Origin of the sequence: Nocardioides immobilis, assembly GCF_003515065.1 — a bacterium.
GTDB classification, from domain to species: Bacteria; Actinomycetota; Actinomycetes; order Propionibacteriales; family Nocardioidaceae; genus Nocardioides; species Nocardioides immobilis.
The window spans coordinates 122214-141826 of the sequence record NZ_QXGH01000014.1 but is presented as its reverse complement, the minus strand read 5'-3'; the positions used below and the strand labels follow the sequence as shown (position 1 = coordinate 141826).

Sequence of the window (19613 nt, the reverse complement as noted above, 5' to 3'; positions counted from 1 at the left end):
GAGGGACGGTTGTCGGGCTGGCTGGATGGTGGCACGGGGCGGGGCTTCCTAGCGTTGAGGACATGACCGAGACGATGCTGATGCCCGTGGTACCCACAACCGACCGGACTATCGTTCGCCGGGTGCTGCTCGACAGCGCGTACGCACTGACGGCGTTCGTGCTGGCGATCCCGTCGTTCGCGCTGGTGGTCGCGGGCGTCGCGAGCGGGGTGGGCACGATCGTGGTGGCCGGCCTCGGCCTGCTGGTGCTGGTGGCGACGGCGTACGTCGCCCGCGGGCTCGCGCACGTCGAGCGGGTCCGGCTCCGCTCGATGCTCGGCGTCGACGCGCCGCACCCGGCGTACCTGCGGGCGCGGCCCGACGACCGCCGGGTGCGGGCGCTGCTCACCCCGCTGCGCGACGTCCAGTCGTGGCTCGACGTGCTGTGGTGCCTGATCGGGTTCGCCACCGCGACGTTCGCGTTCGCCGTGGCGGTCGCGTGGTGGGCGGCGACCCTCGGAGGGCTCAGCTACTGGTTCTGGGAGCGGTTCATCCCGCGCGGTCCTGACAACACGTCGCTGGCCGAGCTGATCGGCCTCGGCAGCACCCGGACGGCCGACGTACTGCTCCAGACCGCGATCGGCGTGGTCGCGCTGCTCACCCTGCCGGTGGCGATGCGGATCGCCGCCGCCACGCACGCCGCGGTCTCGCGGGTACTGCTCTGCAGCCGGGTCGAGCTGATGGGCCGGATGGTGCGGATGGAGGAGAGCCGGGACTCGGCGCACCGTGCGGAGGCGCAGTCGCTGCGCCGGCTCGAGCGCGACATCCACGACGGGCCCCAGCAGCGGCTGATCCGGCTCGGCATGGACCTCGGCCGGGCCCGCAAGCAGCTCAGCGACGATCCCGCCCTCGCCGCGACCACCATCGACGCGGCGCTCGCCCAGACCCGGGAGACCGTCGAGGAGCTCCGCGCGCTGTCGCGGGGGATCGCCCCGCCGCTCCTCGTCGACCGCGGCCTCGCGGTCGCGGTCCGGGAGATGGCCTCGGGCCAGGCGATCCCGGTCGACGTGGCGGTCGACGTACCGGCCCTGTCGGAGGCGGCAGAGACGACGGCGTACTTCGTCGTCGCCGAGTCGCTGACCAACATCGCGAAGCACAGCCAGGCGACGCGGGCGCGGGTGGCGTTGGCGGCCGAGGACGGCCGGCTGCTGGTGACCGTCGACGACGACGGGCGTGGCGGCGCCCGGGTGGCAGCCGGACGCGGGCTCGACGGGCTGCGGGAGCGGCTCGCCGGCGTCGACGGCACCCTGGTGGTCGCCTCGCCCGACGGCGGACCCACCCGGGTCCGGGCGGAGGTCCCGCTCGGGTGAGGCTGGTCCCATGAAGATCGTGCTGGCCGACGACTCGGTGCTCCTCCGGGAGGGGCTGCAGCTCCTGCTCACCGAGGCGGGCCACGAGGTGGTCGACGCCGTGGGCGACGGACCGCGGTGGGTCGACGCCGTGCTCGACCGGCGCCCCGACCTCGCCCTCGTCGACGTCCGGATGCCGCCGACGCACACCGACGAGGGCCTGCGTGCCGCGCTCGCCGTACGGCGTCGGTGGCCGGAGGCCCGGCTGCTGGTCCTGTCGCAGTACGTCGAGGTGTCGTACGCCGACGACCTGCTCGCCACCGGCGAGCGCGGCATCGGCTACCTGGTCAAGGACCGGGTGACCGACGTCGACGAGTTCCTCACCTCGGTCGACGCCGTCGCCGCCGGCGGCACGGTGCTCGACCCGATGGTGGTCCGGCAGCTGATGGCCCGCCAGTCCCGTCCGGGCGACCCGGTCGCCCGGCTGACGCCGCGCGAGCGGGAGGTGATGGCGCTGATGGCGGAGGGCCGGTCGAACGGCTCGATCGCCGAGGCCCTCACGGTCACCCTCGGTGCCGTCGAGAAGCACACGCAGCGGATCTTCGCGAAGCTCGACCTGGCTCCGGACGACGACGCCGCGCACCGTCGGGTGCTCGCCGTCGTCCGGTTCCTCCGCAACACGTCGGCGGCCTGAATGACATCGGTGTGATTCGATGCGTACAGTGGGTCCTGGACCACTGTCGACACGGGGGAGAAGCGAATGGACCCGCAGCGGAGCATCCCGGCTGCTGAGTCAGCCGGGGCCGTGACGACCACCGCGGCCGACCTCAGCGACCGCGACCGCGAGATTCTCGAGTTCGAGCGCCAGTGGTGGAAGTACGCCGGCGCCAAGGAGACCGCCGTACGGGAGAAGTTCGACATGAGCTCCACCCGCTACTACCAGGTCCTCAACGCCCTCATCGACCGGCCCGAGGCGCTCGCCGCCGACCCGCTGCTCGTCCGCCGGCTGCGGCGGCTGCGGTCGCAGCGCCAGCGCCAGCGCTCGGCACGACGCCTCGGCTTCGAGGTCTGAAAGGTCTGCAACCCATGATCGGTCGTCCTTCCCCCGACCCGACCAGCCCCACCAGCCCCGCCCGCCGCGACCAGCGCGGCGCCGTACTCCCGTCGCCCGTCGTCTGGCTGAGCATCGTCGCCGTCGTCGTGGCCGCGATCGCCTTCGCGGTCACCCGTGACGCGGAGCAGAAGGAGCGGGAGATCACGACCTCGTCCGCCAACGACGAGGCGACCGACACCGAGACCCCGGCCGACGACGAGTCGACCGACCCCAGCGAGACCACCACCCCGGACGAGCCCAAGAAGACCAAGCCGCCGGTCGTGCGCAGCGAGGTCGGTGTCGTCGTCTTCAACAACACCAGCATCACCGGGCTGGCCGGCGAGGTCCTCGCCCAGGTGCAGGAGATCGGGTGGAACGGCCTGGCCGCCGACAACTGGTACGGCACCATCCCCGCGACCACGGTCTACTTCCCGGACGGCAAGCGCGATGCCGCGCAGAAGCTCGCGCTCGACCTCGGGATCCAGCGGCTGGTGCCGGCGGACCCGGCCATGAGCGACACCAACCTGACCGTGATCCTCACCGGCGCGCTCGGCTGACCCGACCCCCCGATCGGCATCGGTTAACCCTGCCGCAACCCGGCCCGGTTGCGTTTCGTGGTTGGCTTGACGCGTGCAGTTCTCGTCTATGGAGGGTGAACATCGCTACGCGGACCTGGTCCGCGTAGCCGACCGCACCATCGTCGGACTCGACTTCGACGGTACCTTGTCGCCGATCGTCGACGACCCCACCCGGGCGCACATCCACCCCGACGCGGCCGATGTGCTGGTCGAGCTCGCCCCGCAGGTCCTGGCGATCGCGGTGATCACCGGTCGACCGGCGCGGCAGGCGCTCGACCTCGGCGGCCTCGAGGAGGTCGGTGACGCGATCCAGGGCGTCGGCAAGGAGCTGTTCCTCTTCGGCCAGTACGGCAACGAACGGTGGTCCTCACGGCACCGGCGGATCATCGCGCCGCGCCCGCCGCGCGGCCTCGCCACCTTCGAGCGCGACCTCCCGCGGACGCTGCGCCTCGCCGGCGCCTCCGACGCCTACGTCGAGGACAAGGGCCTCGCAGTCGCGGTCCACACCCGCCGGCTGCCGGACCCGCAGGACGCGTTCGAGCGGCTGCTGCCGCCGCTGCGCTCCCTGGCGGAGCGCCACGGCATGGTGATCGAGCCCGGGCGGAGCGTGATCGAGGTGCGCTCACCGGGCGCCCACAAGGGGATGGTGGTCGAGAAGCTCGCCGCCGAGCTCGGCGCCCGGGGGTTCATGTTCGCAGGGGACGACCTCGGTGACCTGGAGGCGTTCGAGGCGGTCGCGGAGCTCGAGAAGCAGGGGCTCGCGGCTCTCCGGGTCTGCTCGGCGTCGCAGGAGCAGAGCGCGCTGCTGCCGCTCTCCGACGTCGTGGTCAAGGGTCCGGCCGGTGTCGTCAGCCTGCTGCGCCAGCTGCGGCTCGACATCATGCAGAGCTCCGCGCGCGGCTGACTGGCTGGCCGGGAGTGCGTCGTACCTGAACTTCCGGCCCCTCTTTCGCCGAATTCGGGGCCGAAACTTCAGGTACGACGCGCGTCGGGCGGCAGCAGGTCCCGGCGGCGGATGAGGTGGGCGCGCTCGGCCTCGTTGGCGCAGAGCGTGATCGCGGTGTCGTACGACGCCCGCGCGCGGGTGTGGTCGCCGAGCCGGGCGAGCAGCTCGGCGCGGGCCGCAGGGAGCCGGTGGCCGGGGAGCGCCACGCCGCCGAGCGCGGCCAGGCCGGCCTCGGGCCCGTCCGCCTCTGCGACCGCGATCGCCCGGCCGAGCCGGACGACCGGGGTGTCGCGGAGGGCGATCAGCTCGTCGTAGCGGGCCACGATTCGCTCCCACGCCGTGTCGGCGGGGGTGGCAGCGATCGCGTGCTCGGCGGCGATCAGCGCCTGCAGCAGGTACGGCGCGGGCGGGGCGGCGGTGAGCGGCTGGAGGATCTGGAGCGCCTCGCCGATCTCGGCGGCGTGCCAGCGGGACCGGTCCTGGTCGGGCAGGAGGACCAGCGCGCCGGCGGCCACGCGCGCGTCCCGGCGCGAGTGCTGGAGCAGCATCAGCGCCTGGAGGGCGGCGAGCTCCTGGTCGTCGTACGGCAGCACGGTGCGGAGCACCCGCACCAGCCGGATCGCCTCGCCGGCGAGCTCGGCCCGCACCACGTCGGGTCCGGAGCCGGGTGCGTAGCCCGCCGTGAACGCGAGGTAGGCGACCTCGGCGACGACGCCGACCCGGTCGACGAGCTCCGCCTCGGTCGGTACGGCGAACCGCTCGCCCGCCAGCTTCTTGCGGGCCCGGGTGAGCCGGGCCGCCATCGTGGAGGTGGTCTGGAGGAACAGGCGCGCGATGTCGTCGGTGCTGATGCCGAGGACCAGCCGGAGGGTGAGCGCGGCCGCGGCCTCCCGGGACAGTCGCGGGTGCGCGCAGAGCAGCACCAGGCGCAGCCGCTCGTCGAGCAGCTCGTCGCCGGGATCCGCCATCACCCGCTGCGCCTCCTCGGTCAGCTCGGCGTCGACGGCCAGCAGCGGCATGGACCGGGCGAGGACCTCCTCGGACCGGAGCCGGTCGAGCACCCGGCGCCGCGCAGCGGTGAGGAGCCACCCCGCGGGGTTGGCCGGAACGCCGTCGTGGGGCCAGGTGCGGGCCGCGGCCTCGAAGGCGTCCGCGAGCCCGTCCTCGGCCAGGTCGAGCCGGCGGAACCGGGCGACGAGCAGGGCCAGCAGCCGGCCCCACTCGTCGCGCAGCGCCCGGTCGAGTGCCGTGCCGACCCTGGTCAGGTCATGCCTCGCCGCTGTGGTCGACGGCCGCCCGCACCTCGACCGGCGCGCTCCCGGGCTCGGCGAGGATCGCGCAGACCTGGATGAGGTCGTCGACGTCGTCGGACTCCACGACGTAGAACCCGCTGAGCTGCTCGACCGTCTCGGCGTAGGGGCCGTCGGTGACGAGAAGGCTCCCGTCGGTGTTGCGCGCCACCTTCCGGGTGGTCCGGGAGTGCGTCAGCTCCTCGCCGCCGGTCACGGTGTGACCCCGTGCGGCCAGCGCCTGGCTGAACTCCTCGTGCCTGGCGAAGACGGCCGCCTGTTGCTCTGGGGTGGCGTTCTCCCAGGCGGTCTCGTCGCCGGGCAGGAGTACGACGTAGGTGGTCATGGTGGCAACCTCTCAGGTGAGTGTCCGGTCTGTCATCGAAATGACGGGCGAGGAGCGGCCGGATCGACAGGAGCCCACCGTCAATTCCGACCCCTGGAGTTCATCTCGGATCGTGGACATCAGTCTCGGATGTCGGGATCTCGATTTCAGTCGGTGACCTCCTTCCCGATAGTTTGTGACCTGCTCATCCAGAGGGACTGAGGGAACGGCCCTGCGAAGTCCCGGCAACCGCCACGAGCCTCCGCCTCCCACCCGCACCACGGGGTTGGGGATCGGACGTGGGACACGGTGCCAAATCCGACCCGGCGCGACGGACGTGCCGGGGCAGATGAGAAGGAGGAACTGTGAGCGTTGTCGTGACCGAGACCGACTGTCCCGTCGAGACCCCGGCGTCCGGGCCGCGTGAGGGCGCCTTCGGCAATGCCGTCGCCCTGGCCTGTCGCGAGTGCGGCCACCAGGTGGAGCTCGGCCCGTTCTACGCCTGCCCGGAATGCTTCGGGCCGCTCGAGGTGTCCTACGAGTTCCCGGCGATCACCCGCGAGGAGATCGAGGCCGGCCCGCGCAACATCTGGCGCTACCAGGCGCTGCTGCCCGTGCCCACCGACATCCAGTCGAGCCCCAACACCGAGCCCGGCTTCACCCGGCTGCTCAAGGCCGACAACCTCGGGCGCGAGCTCGGCATCGAGAACCTCTGGGTCAAGGACGACTCGACCAACCCCACCAACTCCTTCAAGGACCGGGTCGTCGCCTGCGCGCTGAGCGCCGCGCGCGAGCTCGGCTCCAAGGTCTTCGCCTGCCCGTCCACCGGCAACCTGGCCAACGCGGTCGCGGCGGCCGGCGCCCGCGCCGGCATCAAGACCGTCGTGTTCATCCCGAGCAACCTCGAGCACCCCAAGCAGGTCAACTCGGCGATCTTCACCGAGAACCTCGTGGCCGTCGACGGCAACTACGACGACGTCAACAAGCTCGCCTCCGAGATCGCCGGCGAGGAGGACGGCTGGGCGTTCGTCAACGTCAACGTCCGGCCCTACTACGCCGAGGGCTCCAAGACGCTCGGCTACGAGATCGCCGAGCAGCTCGGCTGGCGGCTGCCCGACCAGATCGTGATCCCGGTCGCGTCCGGATCGCAGCTGACCAAGGTCGACAAGGCGTTCCAGGAGCTGATCAAGCTCGGCCTGGTCGAGGAGAAGCCCTACCGGATCTTCGGCGCACAGGCAGAGGGCTGCGGCCCGGTCGCCACGGCGTACAAGGCCGGCACCGACGCGATCCGCCCGGTCAAGCCCGACACGATCGCCAAGAGCCTCGCGATCGGCAACCCCGCCGACGGCATCTACGTCCTCGACATCGCGCGCCGTACCGGTGGCGCTGTCGAGGAGGTCACCGACGACGAGATCCGCGAGGGCATCGTGCTGCTCGCCCGGACCGAGGGCATCTTCACCGAGACCGCGGGCGGCACCACCGTCGCGGTCACCAAGAAGCTCGTCGAGGTCGGAGCCCTCGACCCCACCCAGGAGACGGTGGTCATCAACACCGGCCACGGGCTCAAGACCCTCGACGCGGTGTCCGGGCAGGTCAGTGCGGCGGCCACCATCGCGCCGTCGTACGCCGCCTTCAAGGCCACCGGCATCTGAGTCGAACGAGAGAGAGAAGCAGCGAATGAGCGTCAGCGTCCGGATCCCGACGATCCTGCGCACCTACACCGGCGGCGATTCCGAGGTGAGCGCCAGCGGTGCGACCCTCGCCGAGGTCCTCGATGACCTGGACACGCAGTTCGCCGGCATCAAGGGCCGGATCATCGACGAGGACGGCAAGCTCCGCCGCTTCGTGAACGTCTACGTCGGCAACGACGACGTCCGCTTCCAGCAGGACCTCGCCACCCCGACCCCCGACGGCACCGAGATCTCGGTCATCCCCGCAGTCGCCGGCGGTTCCTGAGTCTGTCGAAGGGCGGCTGGCCCGGGGACAGAACCCCGGCTGAGCAAGACTGGTCCGGTGACGGACCATCACTACGCCCTCGGGCTGACCTGGTTGGGCAATCGCGGGAGCGGCACGAGCGGATACCGCGACTACAGCCGTGACTGCGTGCTGACCGCCGACGGCAAGCCCGACCTGCTCGGCTCCTCCGACGTCCCGTTCCGCGGCGACGGCACCAGGTGGAACCCCGAGGAGCTGCTGCTGGCCGCGCTCGCGCAGTGCCACCTGCTGTCCTACCTCCACTCGGCGGTCAACCACGGCATCGTCGTCACCGACTACGCCGACGCTCCCGTGGGAACGATGAGCCAGGTCGGTCAGGGCGGGCGGTTCACCTCGGTGGTGCTGCGGCCGCGGGTCACCATCACCGATCCTGCGCAGGTCGAGCTCGCCCGCACGATCCATCACGAGGCCAGCGAGAACTGCTTCATCGCCGCGTCGGTGAACTTCCCGGTGACGCACGAGCCGGAGATCGTGGTCGCCGGCTGACACCGACCCGCCACCGCGCCGCCACCATCGGTTCAGGTTCCTCTGATTGACAGGCGCCATGATGCGCAAACGCACGGTGGCGGGTGCCGCCGTCGTCCTGGCCGGCCTCGGCGTGACGGCGGCGGGCGGCGGCCGCGAGCTGCTGCGACGCCAGGCGGCGATCGCACGGCGGCGGATCGGCAAGCCGCTGGGCGAGCACGCGATCGACGCCGACCGGATCTGGAAGAAGACGTACGGCGACCCGCTGCGACTGCTGGTCCTCGGTGACTCGATCGCCGCGGGACTCGGTGCCGAGCGGCGGAAGGACACGCTGGGTGCGCGGATCGCGCGGGGGCTCGCCAAGGAGCTGCACCGCTCGGTCGAGCTGCGCACCGCCGCGGTCGTCGGATCGGAGTCCTCGGCACTGGCAGCTCAGCTCGACGGGCTGCCGTCGTCGTACCGTCCGGACGTGGCCGTCATCGTCGTCGGCGGCAACGACGTCACCCACCGGGTGCCGGTCGGCGAGTCGGTCGAGCACCTCGAGCACGCGATCGTCCGGCTGCGCAGCACCGGGGCGGAGGTCGTCGTCGGGACCTGCCCGGACCTGGGGGCGCTGCGCGAGGTACCGCAGCCGCTGCGCTCGCTCGGGTCGCGGATGTCGCGCCAGCTCGCGGTCGCGCAGACCCACGCCGCGGTCCGGAGCGGCGCGCACGCGGTGGCACTGGCCCGGGTGGTCGGGCCGTTCTTCATCACCAACCCGGACGAGATGTTCAGCCTCGACCGCTTCCACCCCAGTGCGCTGGGCTACAAGCGAACCGCGAAGGCGCTGCTGCCCTCGGTGCTGACGGCGCTCGGCGTGGCGGACGAGGTGCCGTTCGGCCACCACGTCCCGGCCGAGGTTCGACCGCCGGACCGGTGAGACACCCGGCCCCACGACTTTCACCGACCTCGAGGTGCAGGCGAGGAGCATCCGCAACCCGTCCAGCGGTCGCTGACTTTCGCCGCGGCATAGGCTGCCGCGGTGCCCTCGGTCCTCCTCGTCACCTTCAACCTGATGCCCGAAGGGGAGCCCGGCGGAGCCGCGTTGACGGCGGCGCTCGCCGAGCGCGGGATCGACAGCCGCTGGGTGTGCTGGGACGACCCTGACGTCGACTGGGCGGCCGCCGACCTGGTCGCTGTCCGCTCGACCTGGGACTACCACCGTCGGTTCCGCGCGTTCCTCGACTGGGCGCGGGACGTCGAGCAGGTCGCGCCGTTGCTCCATGGCGCCGACGTGTTCGCGTGGAACGGCGACAAGGCGTACCTGACCGAGCTCGCCGACCTGATCCCGGTGGTGCCGACGATGCTGATCGACGACGCCACGTTGGTCCGCGGGCTGTCGGCTGCCTTCCAGCGATGGGGGAAGGTGGTGGTCAAGCCCCGCCTCGGCGCCGGTGGGCGCGGCGTGGTCGTCGTCGAACGGCTCGACGACTGGAGCCTCTTCGACCTGACTCCCGGCCCCTGGGTCGCGCAGCCGTTCGTGGAGTCCGTGCTCACCAGCGGTGAGACGTCGGTCTACGTGATCGCGGGTCGAGCCGTCGCGCAGGTCGACAAGGCAGTGGCCGGCGACGAGGTGCGGGTGCACGAGGTGTACGGCGGCAGCAGCCGGCCGGTGGCGCTCGACCCGGTGCGCGCCCGGATCGCCGAGGACGCCGTACGGGCGGCAGCGAAGCTGCTCGACGCGGACCTCACCTATGCCCGCCTCGACCTCCTGGACTGGGAGGGGCAGTGGGTGGTGAGCGAGGTCGAGCTGATCGAGCCAGGGCTGTACCTGGATGTCGACCCGGGGATCGCCCAGCCCTTCGCCGATCTCGTGGCCTCCAACCTTTGAGACCCGATGCGCGTTGATGGGGTGTGACCAGCGACGAGGAGGCGTTCCGCCAGTGGGCGGGCGAGCGCCAGCTGGGGCTGCTGCGCACCGCGCTGCTCCTCACCGGTGACCACCACCGCGCCGAGGACCTGGTCCAGGAGGCGCTCACCAAGGTGGCGCTGCGATGGCGGCGCCTGGCAGCGGGCAACCCCGACGGGTACGCGCGGCAGATCCTCGTGCGCGACAACATCTCGGCGTGGCGCAAGACCCGGCGAGAGGTGGTCGTCGCCGATCCCACGGACATCCGCGGACCGGACCCCACCGCGGGCGTCGACCGCCGGATCCTGCTCGACCGGGCGCTCGCGACGCTGACGCCGCGCCAGCGGGCGGTGATCGTGCTCCGCTTCTACGACGACCTCACCGAGCGGGACGCTGCCGAGGCCATGGGTGTCTCCGTCGGCACCGTGAAGAGCCAGACGCACCTCGCCCTCCGCCGGCTCCGCGACGCCGCCCCAGAGCTCGCCGAACTGCTGCGAGAGGAGTCCCCATGACCGACCAGCGTCTTCGCGAGCTCTTCGACGAGCGGGTCGCGGATGTCACCGACGTCGATCTGGTCGACGCCGCCTGGCAGCGCGCGCACGCCGTACGCCGCCGCCGCGCCGTCGTCGCGGTCGTCGCCGCCGTCGTCGCGATCGTCGGGACCACTGCCGTCGTCGTGGGCACCAACGACGGCGAGCCGCCGCCGGTGACCACTCCGTCGACCGACGGGCTGAAGGCCGTCCGCTCCGGGACGTACTCCCACGCTCGTGTCTGGTGGGGACCGACGACGGAGCAGGAGGCGGAGCTTCCCGCCCTGACAGGCACCGCCCTGCCTCCGGAGATCGACCTGTCGCCCGACGCCTCGATGCCCACGGGCTCCAAGGCGATCGCGATCTTCCAGCTGTGGCGCGAGACGCCCGGCGAGGTCGTGGTCGTCGGCGCCGACGGCACGTCGTACTCGCTCGACGTCTCCCGGCTCGCCCCCGTTCCCGTCGACGGTCAGGAGGATCCCCCGCTGAGTGCGTCGAGCCTGGCGTCCGACGGGCGACGAGCGGTCTTCGCGCAGGAGGGATCGGTCGAGGTCTACGACTTCGTGACGGGGCGCTGGACCTCGATCCCGACCGAGCACGCGGAGACATCCGGCGTGCACTGGTCCGAGGACGGATCCCTGATCGTCGTGCCCCGTCCGGGCACCGGACCCATCGCCGACCTCTACTCGCCGACCGGTGATCGCCGCGGGCACACGCTGGACGAGGACGACTACTTCTCGCTGCGGGCGGCCGACGACACCGGTCACGGTCCGGTCGTCCGGAACGTCCAGGGTGACGGCGCCCGGGGCCTCGGGATGGGTGGGCCGGTGAGCGCCCCCGACGGGAGCGAGTACCGTCGCGTGGAGGCGTTCGGCGCCGGAGGTCGCGACTGGCCCGAGGACCTGCTCGCCTTCCCGCCCGAATCCGGCGGGGGGCGGTGGAAGCAGTGCTGCCCGGCGGTCGGGTGGCTCGACGCGGACACGGTCCTGCTGCAGTCGCGGCACGAGGACGCCCGGATCCTTGCCTGGCGGCCGCGCACCGGAGAGGTGCTCCGGGTCTCCGACATCCGCGGGTGGCAGCCGGGCGAGGAGTCGTACGTCGCCAGCTTCGCGGCGATCGACGGGTCGGTCGGCACCGGGCCCGGCGGGTCGGAGGAGCCCGCAGGGGCTGCCGACGCCGAGGTCCAGGGCGTCCCGGTCTGGTGGAGCCCCGACGTCGCGGGCGAGGCAGCGCTGCCGTGGCTGGAGCAGTCGGTGCTGTCGCGCGAGATCGACGTCGAGGCTGCCGTCGAGGTGGCACCGGTGCTGGAACCGGGCAGCGTGCCGTTCGACCGAGCGGTCGCGGCGTTCCCGTACCCCGATCCCCAGCGGCCGGAGTGGGTGGTCCTGATCGGGCCGGACCTCGCGCTCGCGAAGCTCGACGTCGGGCGGCTCGAGGAGCAGGGCGACGCCGGCGCGTCGTACGACCTCGCCACCCGGAACATGCTGTCGTCCAACGGTCGGCGCCTGGTCTTCGGGCAGGACGGGTTCCTCTGGGTCGTCACCCTCGCGACAGGGGAGTGGCGGCGGATCGACACCGGCGACGACGTCACGGGCTACCCGGCGTGGGTCGAGAACCGGTACCTGCTGCTGCCGCCCGCAGGGAGCGACACCGGTCCGCTGTACACGCTCGACGGCCGTTCGCCGGCCGAAGGCGGCATCGCGCCGGACCGTGCGTTCCACGTCGGTCCCTCGTCCGCGAGCCAGTCCGGGCCGGTGAAGCCGGGGCCCGGCCTCCGCGAGGCCCACGCGTGGGACGGGCGGCCGTCGCTTCCGGTCCCCACCGAGGGGAGTGGCCGCTACTTGAGCGATCCGCCGTACCTGGAGGTCGTCGGACAGGAGGACCTGGCGCTCGCCTTCGTCGAACGAGTGGGCCAGGAGCGCTGGATCTACGGACCGGTCGCCGTCGGCTGGCTCGACGAGGAGACCGTGGTCTACGAGTCCGAGACCGAGGCCGGTCACCTGCTGGTCGCGTGGCGGATCGGCACCCGTGAGTTCTGGAAGGTCGCGGAGATCGACGGCTCGCCGGGCACCTTCCTCGGGGGTCCGAGCTTCGCCGACCTGCATCGCTGACCCCCCGCCCGCTGCCCGCTCTGCGACCCCGTTCTTGCACTCGCAGGGGTCGAGTGCTAAACATGACGCTGGCACTCTCCTCAGGAGAGTGACAACGAACCCGGCTCGGGGAGTCGAGGTCAGCAGCGTCGGCGGGAAGGGTCTGCCGGTTCGGTCTGGCCGTCCGTCGCGGGCGACGATCCGGGCCCACAGACATCTCTATTGCGAAGGATCGCAGGAGTTATGCCGAAGCTGATTGCTTTCAACGAGGAGGCCCGGCGCGGGCTCGAGCGGGGTATGAACACCCTGGCCGACGCCGTCAAGGTCACCCTCGGTCCCAAGGGCCGCAACGTCGTGCTCGAGAAGAAGTGGGGCGCCCCGACGATCACCAACGATGGTGTCTCCATCGCCAAGGAGATCGAGCTCGAGGACCCCTACGAGAAGATCGGCGCCGAGCTGGTCAAGGAGGTCGCGAAGAAGACCGACGACGTCGCCGGTGACGGTACGACGACGGCGACCGTCCTGGCCCAGGCGATGGTCCGCGAGGGCCTGCGCAACGTGGCCGCGGGTGCGAACCCGATGGGTCTGAAGCGCGGCATCGAGGCAGCCGTCGACGCCGTGTCCGAGCAGCTGCTCGGCATGGCGAAGGAGATCGAGACCAAGGAGCAGATCGCCTCCACCGCGTCCATCTCCGCTGCTGACACCACCGTCGGCGAGATCATCGCCGAGGCGATGGACAAGGTCGGCAAGGAGGGCGTGATCACGGTCGAGGAGTCGAACACGTTCGGCCTCGACCTGGAGCTCACCGAGGGCATGCGCTTCGACAAGGGCTACATCTCGGCGTACTTCGTCACCGACCCGGAGCGCATGGAGACCGTGCTCGAGGACCCCTACGTCCTCATCGCGAACTCCAAGGTCAGCAGCGTCAAGGACCTGCTGCCCCTGCTCGAGAAGGTCATGCAGTCGGGCAAGCCGCTCGTCATCATCGCCGAGGACGTCGACGGCGAGGCGCTGTCGACCCTGGTCGTCAACAAGATCCGTGGCACCTTCAAGTCCGTCGCCGTCAAGGCTCCGGGCTTCGGTGACCGCCGCAAGGCCATGCTGCAGGACATCGCGATCCTGACCGGTGGCCAGGTCATCTCCGAGGAGGTCGGCCTCAAGCTCGAGTCCGCCGGTCTCGAGCTGCTCGGCCAGGCCCGCAAGGTCGTCATCACCAAGGACGAGACCACCATCGTCGAGGGCTCCGGCGACGCGGCCCAGATCGAGGGCCGGGTCAACCAGATCCGCGCCGAGATCGAGAAGTCGGACTCCGACTACGACCGCGAGAAGCTCCAGGAGCGCCTCGCCAAGCTGGCCGGCGGCGTGGCCGTCATCAAGGTCGGCGCGGCCACCGAGGTCGAGCTCAAGGAGCGCAAGCACCGCATCGAGGACGCCGTCCGCAACGCGAAGGCTGCCGTCGAGGAGGGCATCGTCGCCGGCGGTGGCGTGGCGCTCGTCCAGGCCGGGCTCGGCGCGTTCGCCAAGCTCGAGCTCGAGGGTGACGAGGCCACCGGCGCCAACATCGTCAAGGTCGCCATCGAGGCCCCGCTCAAGCAGATCGCGATCAACGCCGGTCTCGAGGGTGGCGTCGTGGCGGAGAAGGTCCGCGGTCTCGAGGCCGGTCACGGCCTCAACGCCGCCACCGGTGAGTACGTCGACATGATCTCCGTCGGCATCATCGACCCCGCCAAGGTGACCCGGTCCGCGCTGCAGAACGCCGCGTCGATCGCCGCGCTGTTCCTCACCACCGAGGCCGTCGTGGCCGACAAGCCGGAGAAGGCCGCGCCTATGGGCGGCGACCCGTCCGGTGGCATGGGCGGCATGGACTTCTGATCCACCGATCAGAGCCTCCCGCTCGCTGAGCACCAGACAAGCACCAACCACAGGGCCCTCGCTTCGGCGGGGGCCCTGTGGCATGTTCGGGCCATGGTCACCGGTCTGCTGCTCGCCGCCGGTTCCGGCAGCCGGATGGGCATGCCGAAGGCACTGGTGCCCGGCTGGCTGCCGGACGCGGTCGACGTGCTGCTGGAGGGAGGCTGCGTCCGCGTGGTGGTGGTGCTGGGATCGCACGCCGAAGACGCCCGGCCACTGGTGCCCCACGGTGTCGGGGTCGTGGTCGCCGCTGACTGGGCCGAGGGGATGTCTCGCACTCTGCGGGCCGGCCTCATCGCCTTGGAGGTCGGCGACGCGCCGGCGGCGATGGTCCATCTCGTCGACCTCCCCGACGTCACCGCGGACGTCGTCCGCCGGGTGCTCGCCGTCGGTGTGCGCCCCGACGTGCTGGCGCGGGCGGCGTACGACGGCACGCCCGGCCACCCGGTGCTGATCGGCCGTGACCACTGGCCCCCGCTGTTGGCGGCGGTGACCGGGGACGAGGGAGCGCGCACGTACCTCGCCGAGCACGGCACCGTCCTCGTGGAGTGCGGCGACCTGGCCACCGGGCAGGACGTCGACCAGCGTTGATCGGCCAACCGGCGACCAACGAGCGGGATCTACCGTGAGGACCATGGACGCGCGTGTGGCCGAGGTGTCCGGCCTGCTCGAAGGGACCGGCTACCTGTGCGACGAAGAGCTCGCCACGGTGGTCTTCCTCGCCCTCCGGATGGGGCGACCGCTGCTGCTCGAGGGCGAGCCCGGCACTGGCAAGACCGCGCTCGCCGAGGCGCTGGCGTCGGCGCTCGGCCAACCGCTGATCCGGCTCCAGTGCTACGAGGGCATCGATGCGACCCAGGCCCTCTACGACTGGGACTTCCCGCGTCAGATCCTCCACCTGCGCGCGCTCGAGGCGGCCGGGCACGGCGGCCAGGGGACGGACCTGGAGGAGGCCGAGAAGAGCCTGTACGACGCCCGCTTCCTGCTCGCGCGCCCCGTCCTGGCGGCGCTGCAGCAGAGCCCGGTCGTGCTCCTCGTCGACGAGGTCGACCGGGCCGACGACGAGTTCGAGGCGTTCCTGCTCGAGGTGCTGTCGACGTACCAGGTGACCATCCCGGAGCTCGGCACCGTGCAGGCGGCGACACCGCCGACCGTCGTCCTCACGTCCAACCGCACCCGCGAGCTCCATGACGCGCTCAAGCGCCGCTGCCTCTACCACTGGATCGACCACCCGGGTCTCGATCGGGAGGTCGCCATCGTCCGCTCCCGTGCTCCCGAGGTGAGCGCCGACCTGGCCCGTCAGGTGGTCGCGGTCGTCCAGCAGCTCCGCACCCGCGACGACCTGCTCAAGCCCCCCGGCGTCGCCGAGACGCTCGACTGGGCACGCGCGCTCGAGCACCTCGGCACGACCGAGCTCGACCTCGGCACGGCGTCGGCGACGCTCGGCGCGCTGGTGAAGTACCGCGACGACACCGAGCGGGTCCGCGCCGCCCTCGACCGGATGCTCGCGCAATGACTCCGAGGATCGGCACGACGCTGCGGGGTGGCGACGAGGTTCTGCTCGGGTTCGCCCGCGCCCTGCGGGCCGCCGGGGTCCCGGTCACCCAGGATCGCACCCGCGCCTACCTCGACGCCGTCGCCATCGTCGGCCTGGGCGACCGGGCCGCGACGTCGGCAGCCGGACGCGCCACCCTGTGCTCGTCGCCCGACCACCTGGAGCGCCACGACCGGGTCTTCGAGGCCTGGTTCGGGACCGATCTCCCGCGGACCTCCACGGCCTCCCCCCGCGAGCGCAGCGCGGTCACCACCCTCGTCGTGGACGACTCCGGCGAGGGACAGGGAGCAGGGGAGGCCGACGACCCGATCCGCGCTGCCGCGAGCGCCACCGAGGTGCTGCGCCACCGCGACGTCGCCGGCCTGTCGCCCGCCGACCGTCAGCGGCTGACCGCCCTCTACGCCACGCTCCCCGTGCGGAGCCCCCGCCGCCGCACCGCCCGCCACGTCGCCCATCACCGCGGCGAGGTCGACGCATCCCGCACCCTCCGCGCCAGCCTGCGCCGGATGGGGGAGCCGGCCGAGATCCGGTGGCGCCGGCGCGGCACCCGCCCGCGCCGCGTCGTACTCCTCGTCGACGTGTCCGGTTCGATGTCCTCGTACGCCGACGCGCTGCTCCGTCTCGCCCACCGGCTCGGGCACGGGGTCTCGACGGGCTCGACCACCAACGGTGTCGAGACCTTCACCCTCGGCACCCGGCTCACCCACGTCACCCGCGCGCTGAGGGCGCGTGACCCCGAGCGGGCGCTGGCCGCAGCCGGCGACGCGGTGCCCGACTGGTCCGGCGGCACCCGGCTCGGCGAGACCCTGCGTGCCTTCCTGGACCGCTGGGGCCAGCGCGGGATGGCGAGGGGTGCGGTGGTCGTGATCTTCAGCGACGGCTGGGAGCGCGGTGACGCGGCGCTGCTGGCGGAGCAGATGGCGCGGTTGCACCGGATCGCCCACCGCGTCGTGTGGGTGAACCCGCACCGCGGCAAGCCGGGATACGAGCCGCTCCAGGGCGGCATCGTCGCCGTGCTTCCCCACGTCGACGACTTCCTGGCCGGCCACTCGCTGGCCACGTTCGCCGACCTCGTGGAGGTGATCGCCCGTGCGTGAGGTGCTGCCCCAGCTGATGAAGTGGTGGGAGGCCGGCGAGACCGTGGGCATGGGAACCGTGGTGGCGACGTTCCGGTCGGCCCCCCGTCCGGCCGGGGCCTCGATGCTCGTCGGCGCCGACGGGTCAGCGGTCGGCTCGGTGTCGGGCGGCTGCGTGGAAGGCGCCGTCTACGAGCTCGCCCACGAGGTGGTGGCGTCCGGGGTCCCGGTCCTGCAGAGGTACGGCGTCAGCGACGACGAGGCGTTCGCGGTCGGGCTCACGTGCGGGGGGATCCTCGACGTGTACGTCGAGAAGGTCTCACAGGAGACCTTCCCCGAGCTCGGCGAGATCGCCGAAGCGATCGAGCGGGGGACGCCGATCGCCGTCGCGACCGTCGTCGAGCACCCCGACCCGTCGTACGTCGGACGCCGGACGCTCATCCGCCCAGACGGGATAATCCCTGACGATTCTGTCGTCGATGTAGCCGATTCACGACAGGAACGTCAGGGACTATCGCGCTCGCTCGGCAGCAGCCGCATCGACGACGCGGTTCGGGACGACGGGCTCGGACTGTTGGAGGCGGGCCACAACGGCACGCTGACCTACGGCCCGGACGGCGAGCGTCGTGGCGAGGGGATGCAGGTCTTCGTGTGGGCGTTCGCGCCGCGGCCGCGGATGCTGGTGTTCGGGGCGATCGACTTCGCCGCCGCGGTCGCCCGGGTCGGCAGCTTCCTCGGCTACCACGTGACCGTGTGCGACGCCCGGCCCGTGTTCGCTACCGACACCCGCTTCCCCGAGGCGGACGAGGTCGTCGTGGAGTGGCCGCACCGCTACCTCGCGGCCGAGCACGAGGCGGGCCGGATCGACCCGCGCACGGTGGTGGCCGTGCTCACCCACGACCCGAAGTTCGACGTACCGCTGCTCGAGCAGGCGCTCCGCATCCCCGAGCTCTCCTACGTCGGCGCGATGGGCTCGCGGCGCACCCACGACGACCGGATGGCCCGGCTGCGCGAGGCCGGCCTCACCGAGGACGAGCTGGCCCGGCTCTCGAGCCCGATCGGGCTCGACCTCGGCGCCCGCACCCCCGAGGAGACCGCGATCAGCATCGCGGCCGAGATCGTGGCGGGCCGGTGGGGTGGATCCGGAGAGCCGCTGGCCGCGCGGTCGGGTCGGATCCACGGCTGATCCCCGGTGCTGCGCCGGTCGCGCCAGGGCAGTGACCTGCCTCACCATGCGGGGGTACTGTCCAGGCATGGGCGAGCTCGACCAGCGGCGCCGCGCGGCTCTGACCGCTTGGACCACCTTCGTCGAGGAGGGTGACCGCTCCGCTGTGCCGGTCCGGCCCGAGATCCTCGACAGCTGGACCCGCTCGGGCGCCTCGGTGGCGCGCGACGTCGGCCACGCCCCGCTGGCCGACGAGTCGGAGACCCGCTCCTTCTGGCGGGGCTCACCCCTGCAGATCGCGGTCGAACGCGTGGAGGAGGAGCTGCGCCGTACTGCCGAGGACGGTGACCTCGTGGTAGCGGTGACCGATCCGGCGACCCGGGTGCTCTGGACGTACGGCGGCCGGGTGATGCGGCGCCGGGCCGAGACGGTGAACTTCGTGGCCGGCGGCCGCTGGGACGACCGCTCGGTCGGCACCAACGCGCTCGACCTCGCCAACCGGCTCGACCGCCCGTCGATGGTGTTCAGCGCCGAGCACTACGCGCCGATCGTCCACAACTGGGTCTGCTGGGCTGCGCCGCTCCACGACCCGGTGAGCGGCAAGAAGCTCGGCGTCCTCGACATCTCCACGACCTGGGACCGCACGCACCCCATCGGCCTCGCCACTGTCCGCGTCCTCGCCCGGCTGCTGGAGCAGGCGATGCCGCGGACCCAGCTCTACGTCGACGACCCCGTGCTCGACGACACGGCCGACCCTGGCCTGGTCCTGACCCTCCTCGGCACCGCCGAGGCCCGCGTCGACGGGCAGCGGCTGCTGCTCAACCGCCGCCAGACCGAGATCCTGGCGCTGCTCGCCCTCCACCCGGACGGACTGTCCCTCGACCAGCTGCACACGATGCTGTACGGCGACCACGCGGTCACCTTCTCCACGCTGAAGGCGGAGGTCTCCCACCTGCGCCACGCGCTCGGCGGCCAGCTCGCCTCCCGCCCCTACCGGCTGCTGATGCCGATCGCGACCGACGTCGACCATGTGCTCGCGCTGGTCCGCCGCGGGGACGTCGCCGCAGCCGTCGAGGCGTACGGCGGTGACCTGCTCCCCGGCACCGAGAGCCCCGCGCTCACCGAGATGGGGGAGTACGTCGCGGTCGCCGTCCGTGAGGCGCTGCTGGCCGATCCGCTGCCCGACGCGGTGCTGCACTACATCGAGCGGGCGCCGTACGACACGGCCGTCCTGGAGGCGTGTCTCGAGCATCTGGCCCGGGTTCACGGAGGCCGTCACCCGGCGGTGCCGCTGCTCAAGGCGCGCCTCTCCGTGGCCCGCCTCTGAGGCAACCTTTCACCAACCGACGCTGCCTAGCGTGAGCCGGGTCACAGAGCTC

Annotated in this window: 20 protein-coding genes and 1 riboswitch; of the genes, 18 read left to right on the top strand and 2 right to left on the bottom strand. The window is 72.0% G+C overall.

What is annotated here, in order from left to right; all coding sequences use genetic code 11:
- The first annotated feature begins 62 nt into the window (after positions 1-62).
- The 5 genes from D0Z08_RS10790 to otsB all read left to right on the top strand — a co-directional run bounded on the left by D0Z08_RS10790 (position 63) and on the right by otsB (position 3903).
- On the top strand, positions 63-1349 hold the full coding sequence (locus tag D0Z08_RS10790) for a sensor histidine kinase (RefSeq protein WP_118925243.1): 1287 nt from the start codon (positions 63-65) through the stop codon (positions 1347-1349).
- Between the two features lie 10 nt (positions 1350-1359).
- Positions 1360-2022 carry a response regulator gene (locus D0Z08_RS10785; RefSeq protein WP_118925242.1) on the top strand — a complete coding sequence of 221 codons (663 nt, stop codon included), beginning with the start codon at positions 1360-1362 and terminating at the stop codon, positions 2020-2022.
- Between the two features lie 66 nt (positions 2023-2088).
- On the top strand, positions 2089-2400 hold the full coding sequence (locus D0Z08_RS10780) for a DUF3263 domain-containing protein (protein WP_245993864.1): 312 nt from the start codon (positions 2089-2091) through the stop codon (positions 2398-2400).
- A gap of 14 nt (positions 2401-2414) precedes the next feature.
- The gene (locus tag D0Z08_RS10775) at positions 2415-2978 is read left to right on the top strand and encodes a LytR C-terminal domain-containing protein (protein ID WP_118925241.1); all 564 of its coding nucleotides are present in this window, start codon (positions 2415-2417) and stop codon (positions 2976-2978) included.
- A gap of 73 nt (positions 2979-3051) precedes the next feature.
- On the top strand, positions 3052-3903 hold the full coding sequence (otsB, locus tag D0Z08_RS10770) for a trehalose-phosphatase (RefSeq protein WP_118925240.1): 852 nt from the start codon (positions 3052-3054) through the stop codon (positions 3901-3903).
- 68 nt (positions 3904-3971) lie between these two features.
- Here the strand turns inward: otsB and D0Z08_RS10765 are convergent, their stop codons facing one another.
- Both D0Z08_RS10765 and D0Z08_RS10760 read right to left on the bottom strand, forming a co-directional pair.
- On the bottom strand, positions 3972-5147 hold the full coding sequence (locus tag D0Z08_RS10765; protein WP_245993877.1) for an RNA polymerase sigma factor: 1176 nt from the start codon (positions 5145-5147) through the stop codon (positions 3972-3974).
- 64 nt (positions 5148-5211) lie between these two features.
- Positions 5212-5580, bottom strand: coding sequence for a YciI family protein (locus tag D0Z08_RS10760; RefSeq protein WP_118925238.1), 369 nt, complete (start codon positions 5578-5580; stop codon positions 5212-5214).
- A gap of 181 nt (positions 5581-5761) precedes the next feature.
- A riboswitch (SAM riboswitch) is annotated at positions 5762-5915 on the top strand.
- Between the two features lie 9 nt (positions 5916-5924).
- Here D0Z08_RS10760 and thrC point away from each other — a divergent pair.
- The 13 genes from thrC (at position 5925) to D0Z08_RS10695 (ending at position 19561) form a co-directional block, all read left to right on the top strand.
- Positions 5925-7211, top strand: coding sequence for a threonine synthase (thrC, locus tag D0Z08_RS10755; RefSeq protein WP_245993862.1), 1287 nt, complete (start codon positions 5925-5927; stop codon positions 7209-7211).
- Between the two features lie 25 nt (positions 7212-7236).
- A complete protein-coding gene (locus D0Z08_RS10750) occupies positions 7237-7515 on the top strand; it encodes a MoaD/ThiS family protein (RefSeq protein ID WP_118925237.1) in 279 nt (92 codons plus the stop codon).
- Positions 7516-7572: 57 nt separating this feature from the next.
- Complete coding sequence (locus tag D0Z08_RS10745) at positions 7573-8040, top strand: OsmC family protein (protein ID WP_118925236.1); 468 nt, start codon at positions 7573-7575, stop codon at positions 8038-8040.
- Positions 8041-8098: 58 nt separating this feature from the next.
- On the top strand, positions 8099-8938 hold the full coding sequence (locus D0Z08_RS10740) for an SGNH/GDSL hydrolase family protein (RefSeq protein WP_220454139.1): 840 nt from the start codon (positions 8099-8101) through the stop codon (positions 8936-8938).
- 102 nt (positions 8939-9040) lie between these two features.
- On the top strand, positions 9041-9889 hold the full coding sequence (locus tag D0Z08_RS10735) for an ATP-grasp domain-containing protein (protein WP_118925235.1): 849 nt from the start codon (positions 9041-9043) through the stop codon (positions 9887-9889).
- Between the two features lie 23 nt (positions 9890-9912).
- The gene (locus D0Z08_RS10730; protein ID WP_118925234.1) at positions 9913-10419 is read left to right on the top strand and encodes a SigE family RNA polymerase sigma factor; all 507 of its coding nucleotides are present in this window, start codon (positions 9913-9915) and stop codon (positions 10417-10419) included.
- Positions 10416-12548: a hypothetical protein gene (locus D0Z08_RS10725; RefSeq protein ID WP_118925233.1), complete on the top strand. Its 2133-nt coding sequence runs from the start codon at positions 10416-10418 to the stop codon at positions 12546-12548. Before D0Z08_RS10730 ends, D0Z08_RS10725 begins: the two co-directional genes overlap by 4 nt.
- Positions 12549-12770: 222 nt before the next feature.
- Complete coding sequence (groL, locus tag D0Z08_RS10720) at positions 12771-14399, top strand: chaperonin GroEL (protein ID WP_118925232.1); 1629 nt, start codon at positions 12771-12773, stop codon at positions 14397-14399.
- Between the two features lie 93 nt (positions 14400-14492).
- Complete coding sequence (locus D0Z08_RS10715; protein ID WP_118925231.1) at positions 14493-15029, top strand: nucleotidyltransferase family protein; 537 nt, start codon at positions 14493-14495, stop codon at positions 15027-15029.
- Between the two features lie 43 nt (positions 15030-15072).
- The gene (locus D0Z08_RS10710) at positions 15073-15954 is read left to right on the top strand and encodes an AAA family ATPase (protein WP_118925230.1); all 882 of its coding nucleotides are present in this window, start codon (positions 15073-15075) and stop codon (positions 15952-15954) included.
- Positions 15951-17090, top strand: coding sequence for a vWA domain-containing protein (locus D0Z08_RS10705; protein ID WP_118925229.1), 1140 nt, complete (start codon positions 15951-15953; stop codon positions 17088-17090). Before D0Z08_RS10710 ends, D0Z08_RS10705 begins: the two co-directional genes overlap by 4 nt.
- Positions 17083-18255 carry an XdhC family protein gene (locus D0Z08_RS10700; protein WP_118925228.1) on the top strand — a complete coding sequence of 391 codons (1173 nt, stop codon included), beginning with the start codon at positions 17083-17085 and terminating at the stop codon, positions 18253-18255. The genes D0Z08_RS10705 and D0Z08_RS10700 overlap by 8 nt, the downstream gene beginning before the upstream one ends.
- Before the next feature lie 67 nt (positions 18256-18322).
- Entirely contained in the window at positions 18323-19561 is a 1239-nt protein-coding gene (locus D0Z08_RS10695) for a transcriptional regulator (RefSeq protein ID WP_118925227.1), read from the top strand.
- Positions 19562-19613 lie beyond the last annotated feature (52 nt).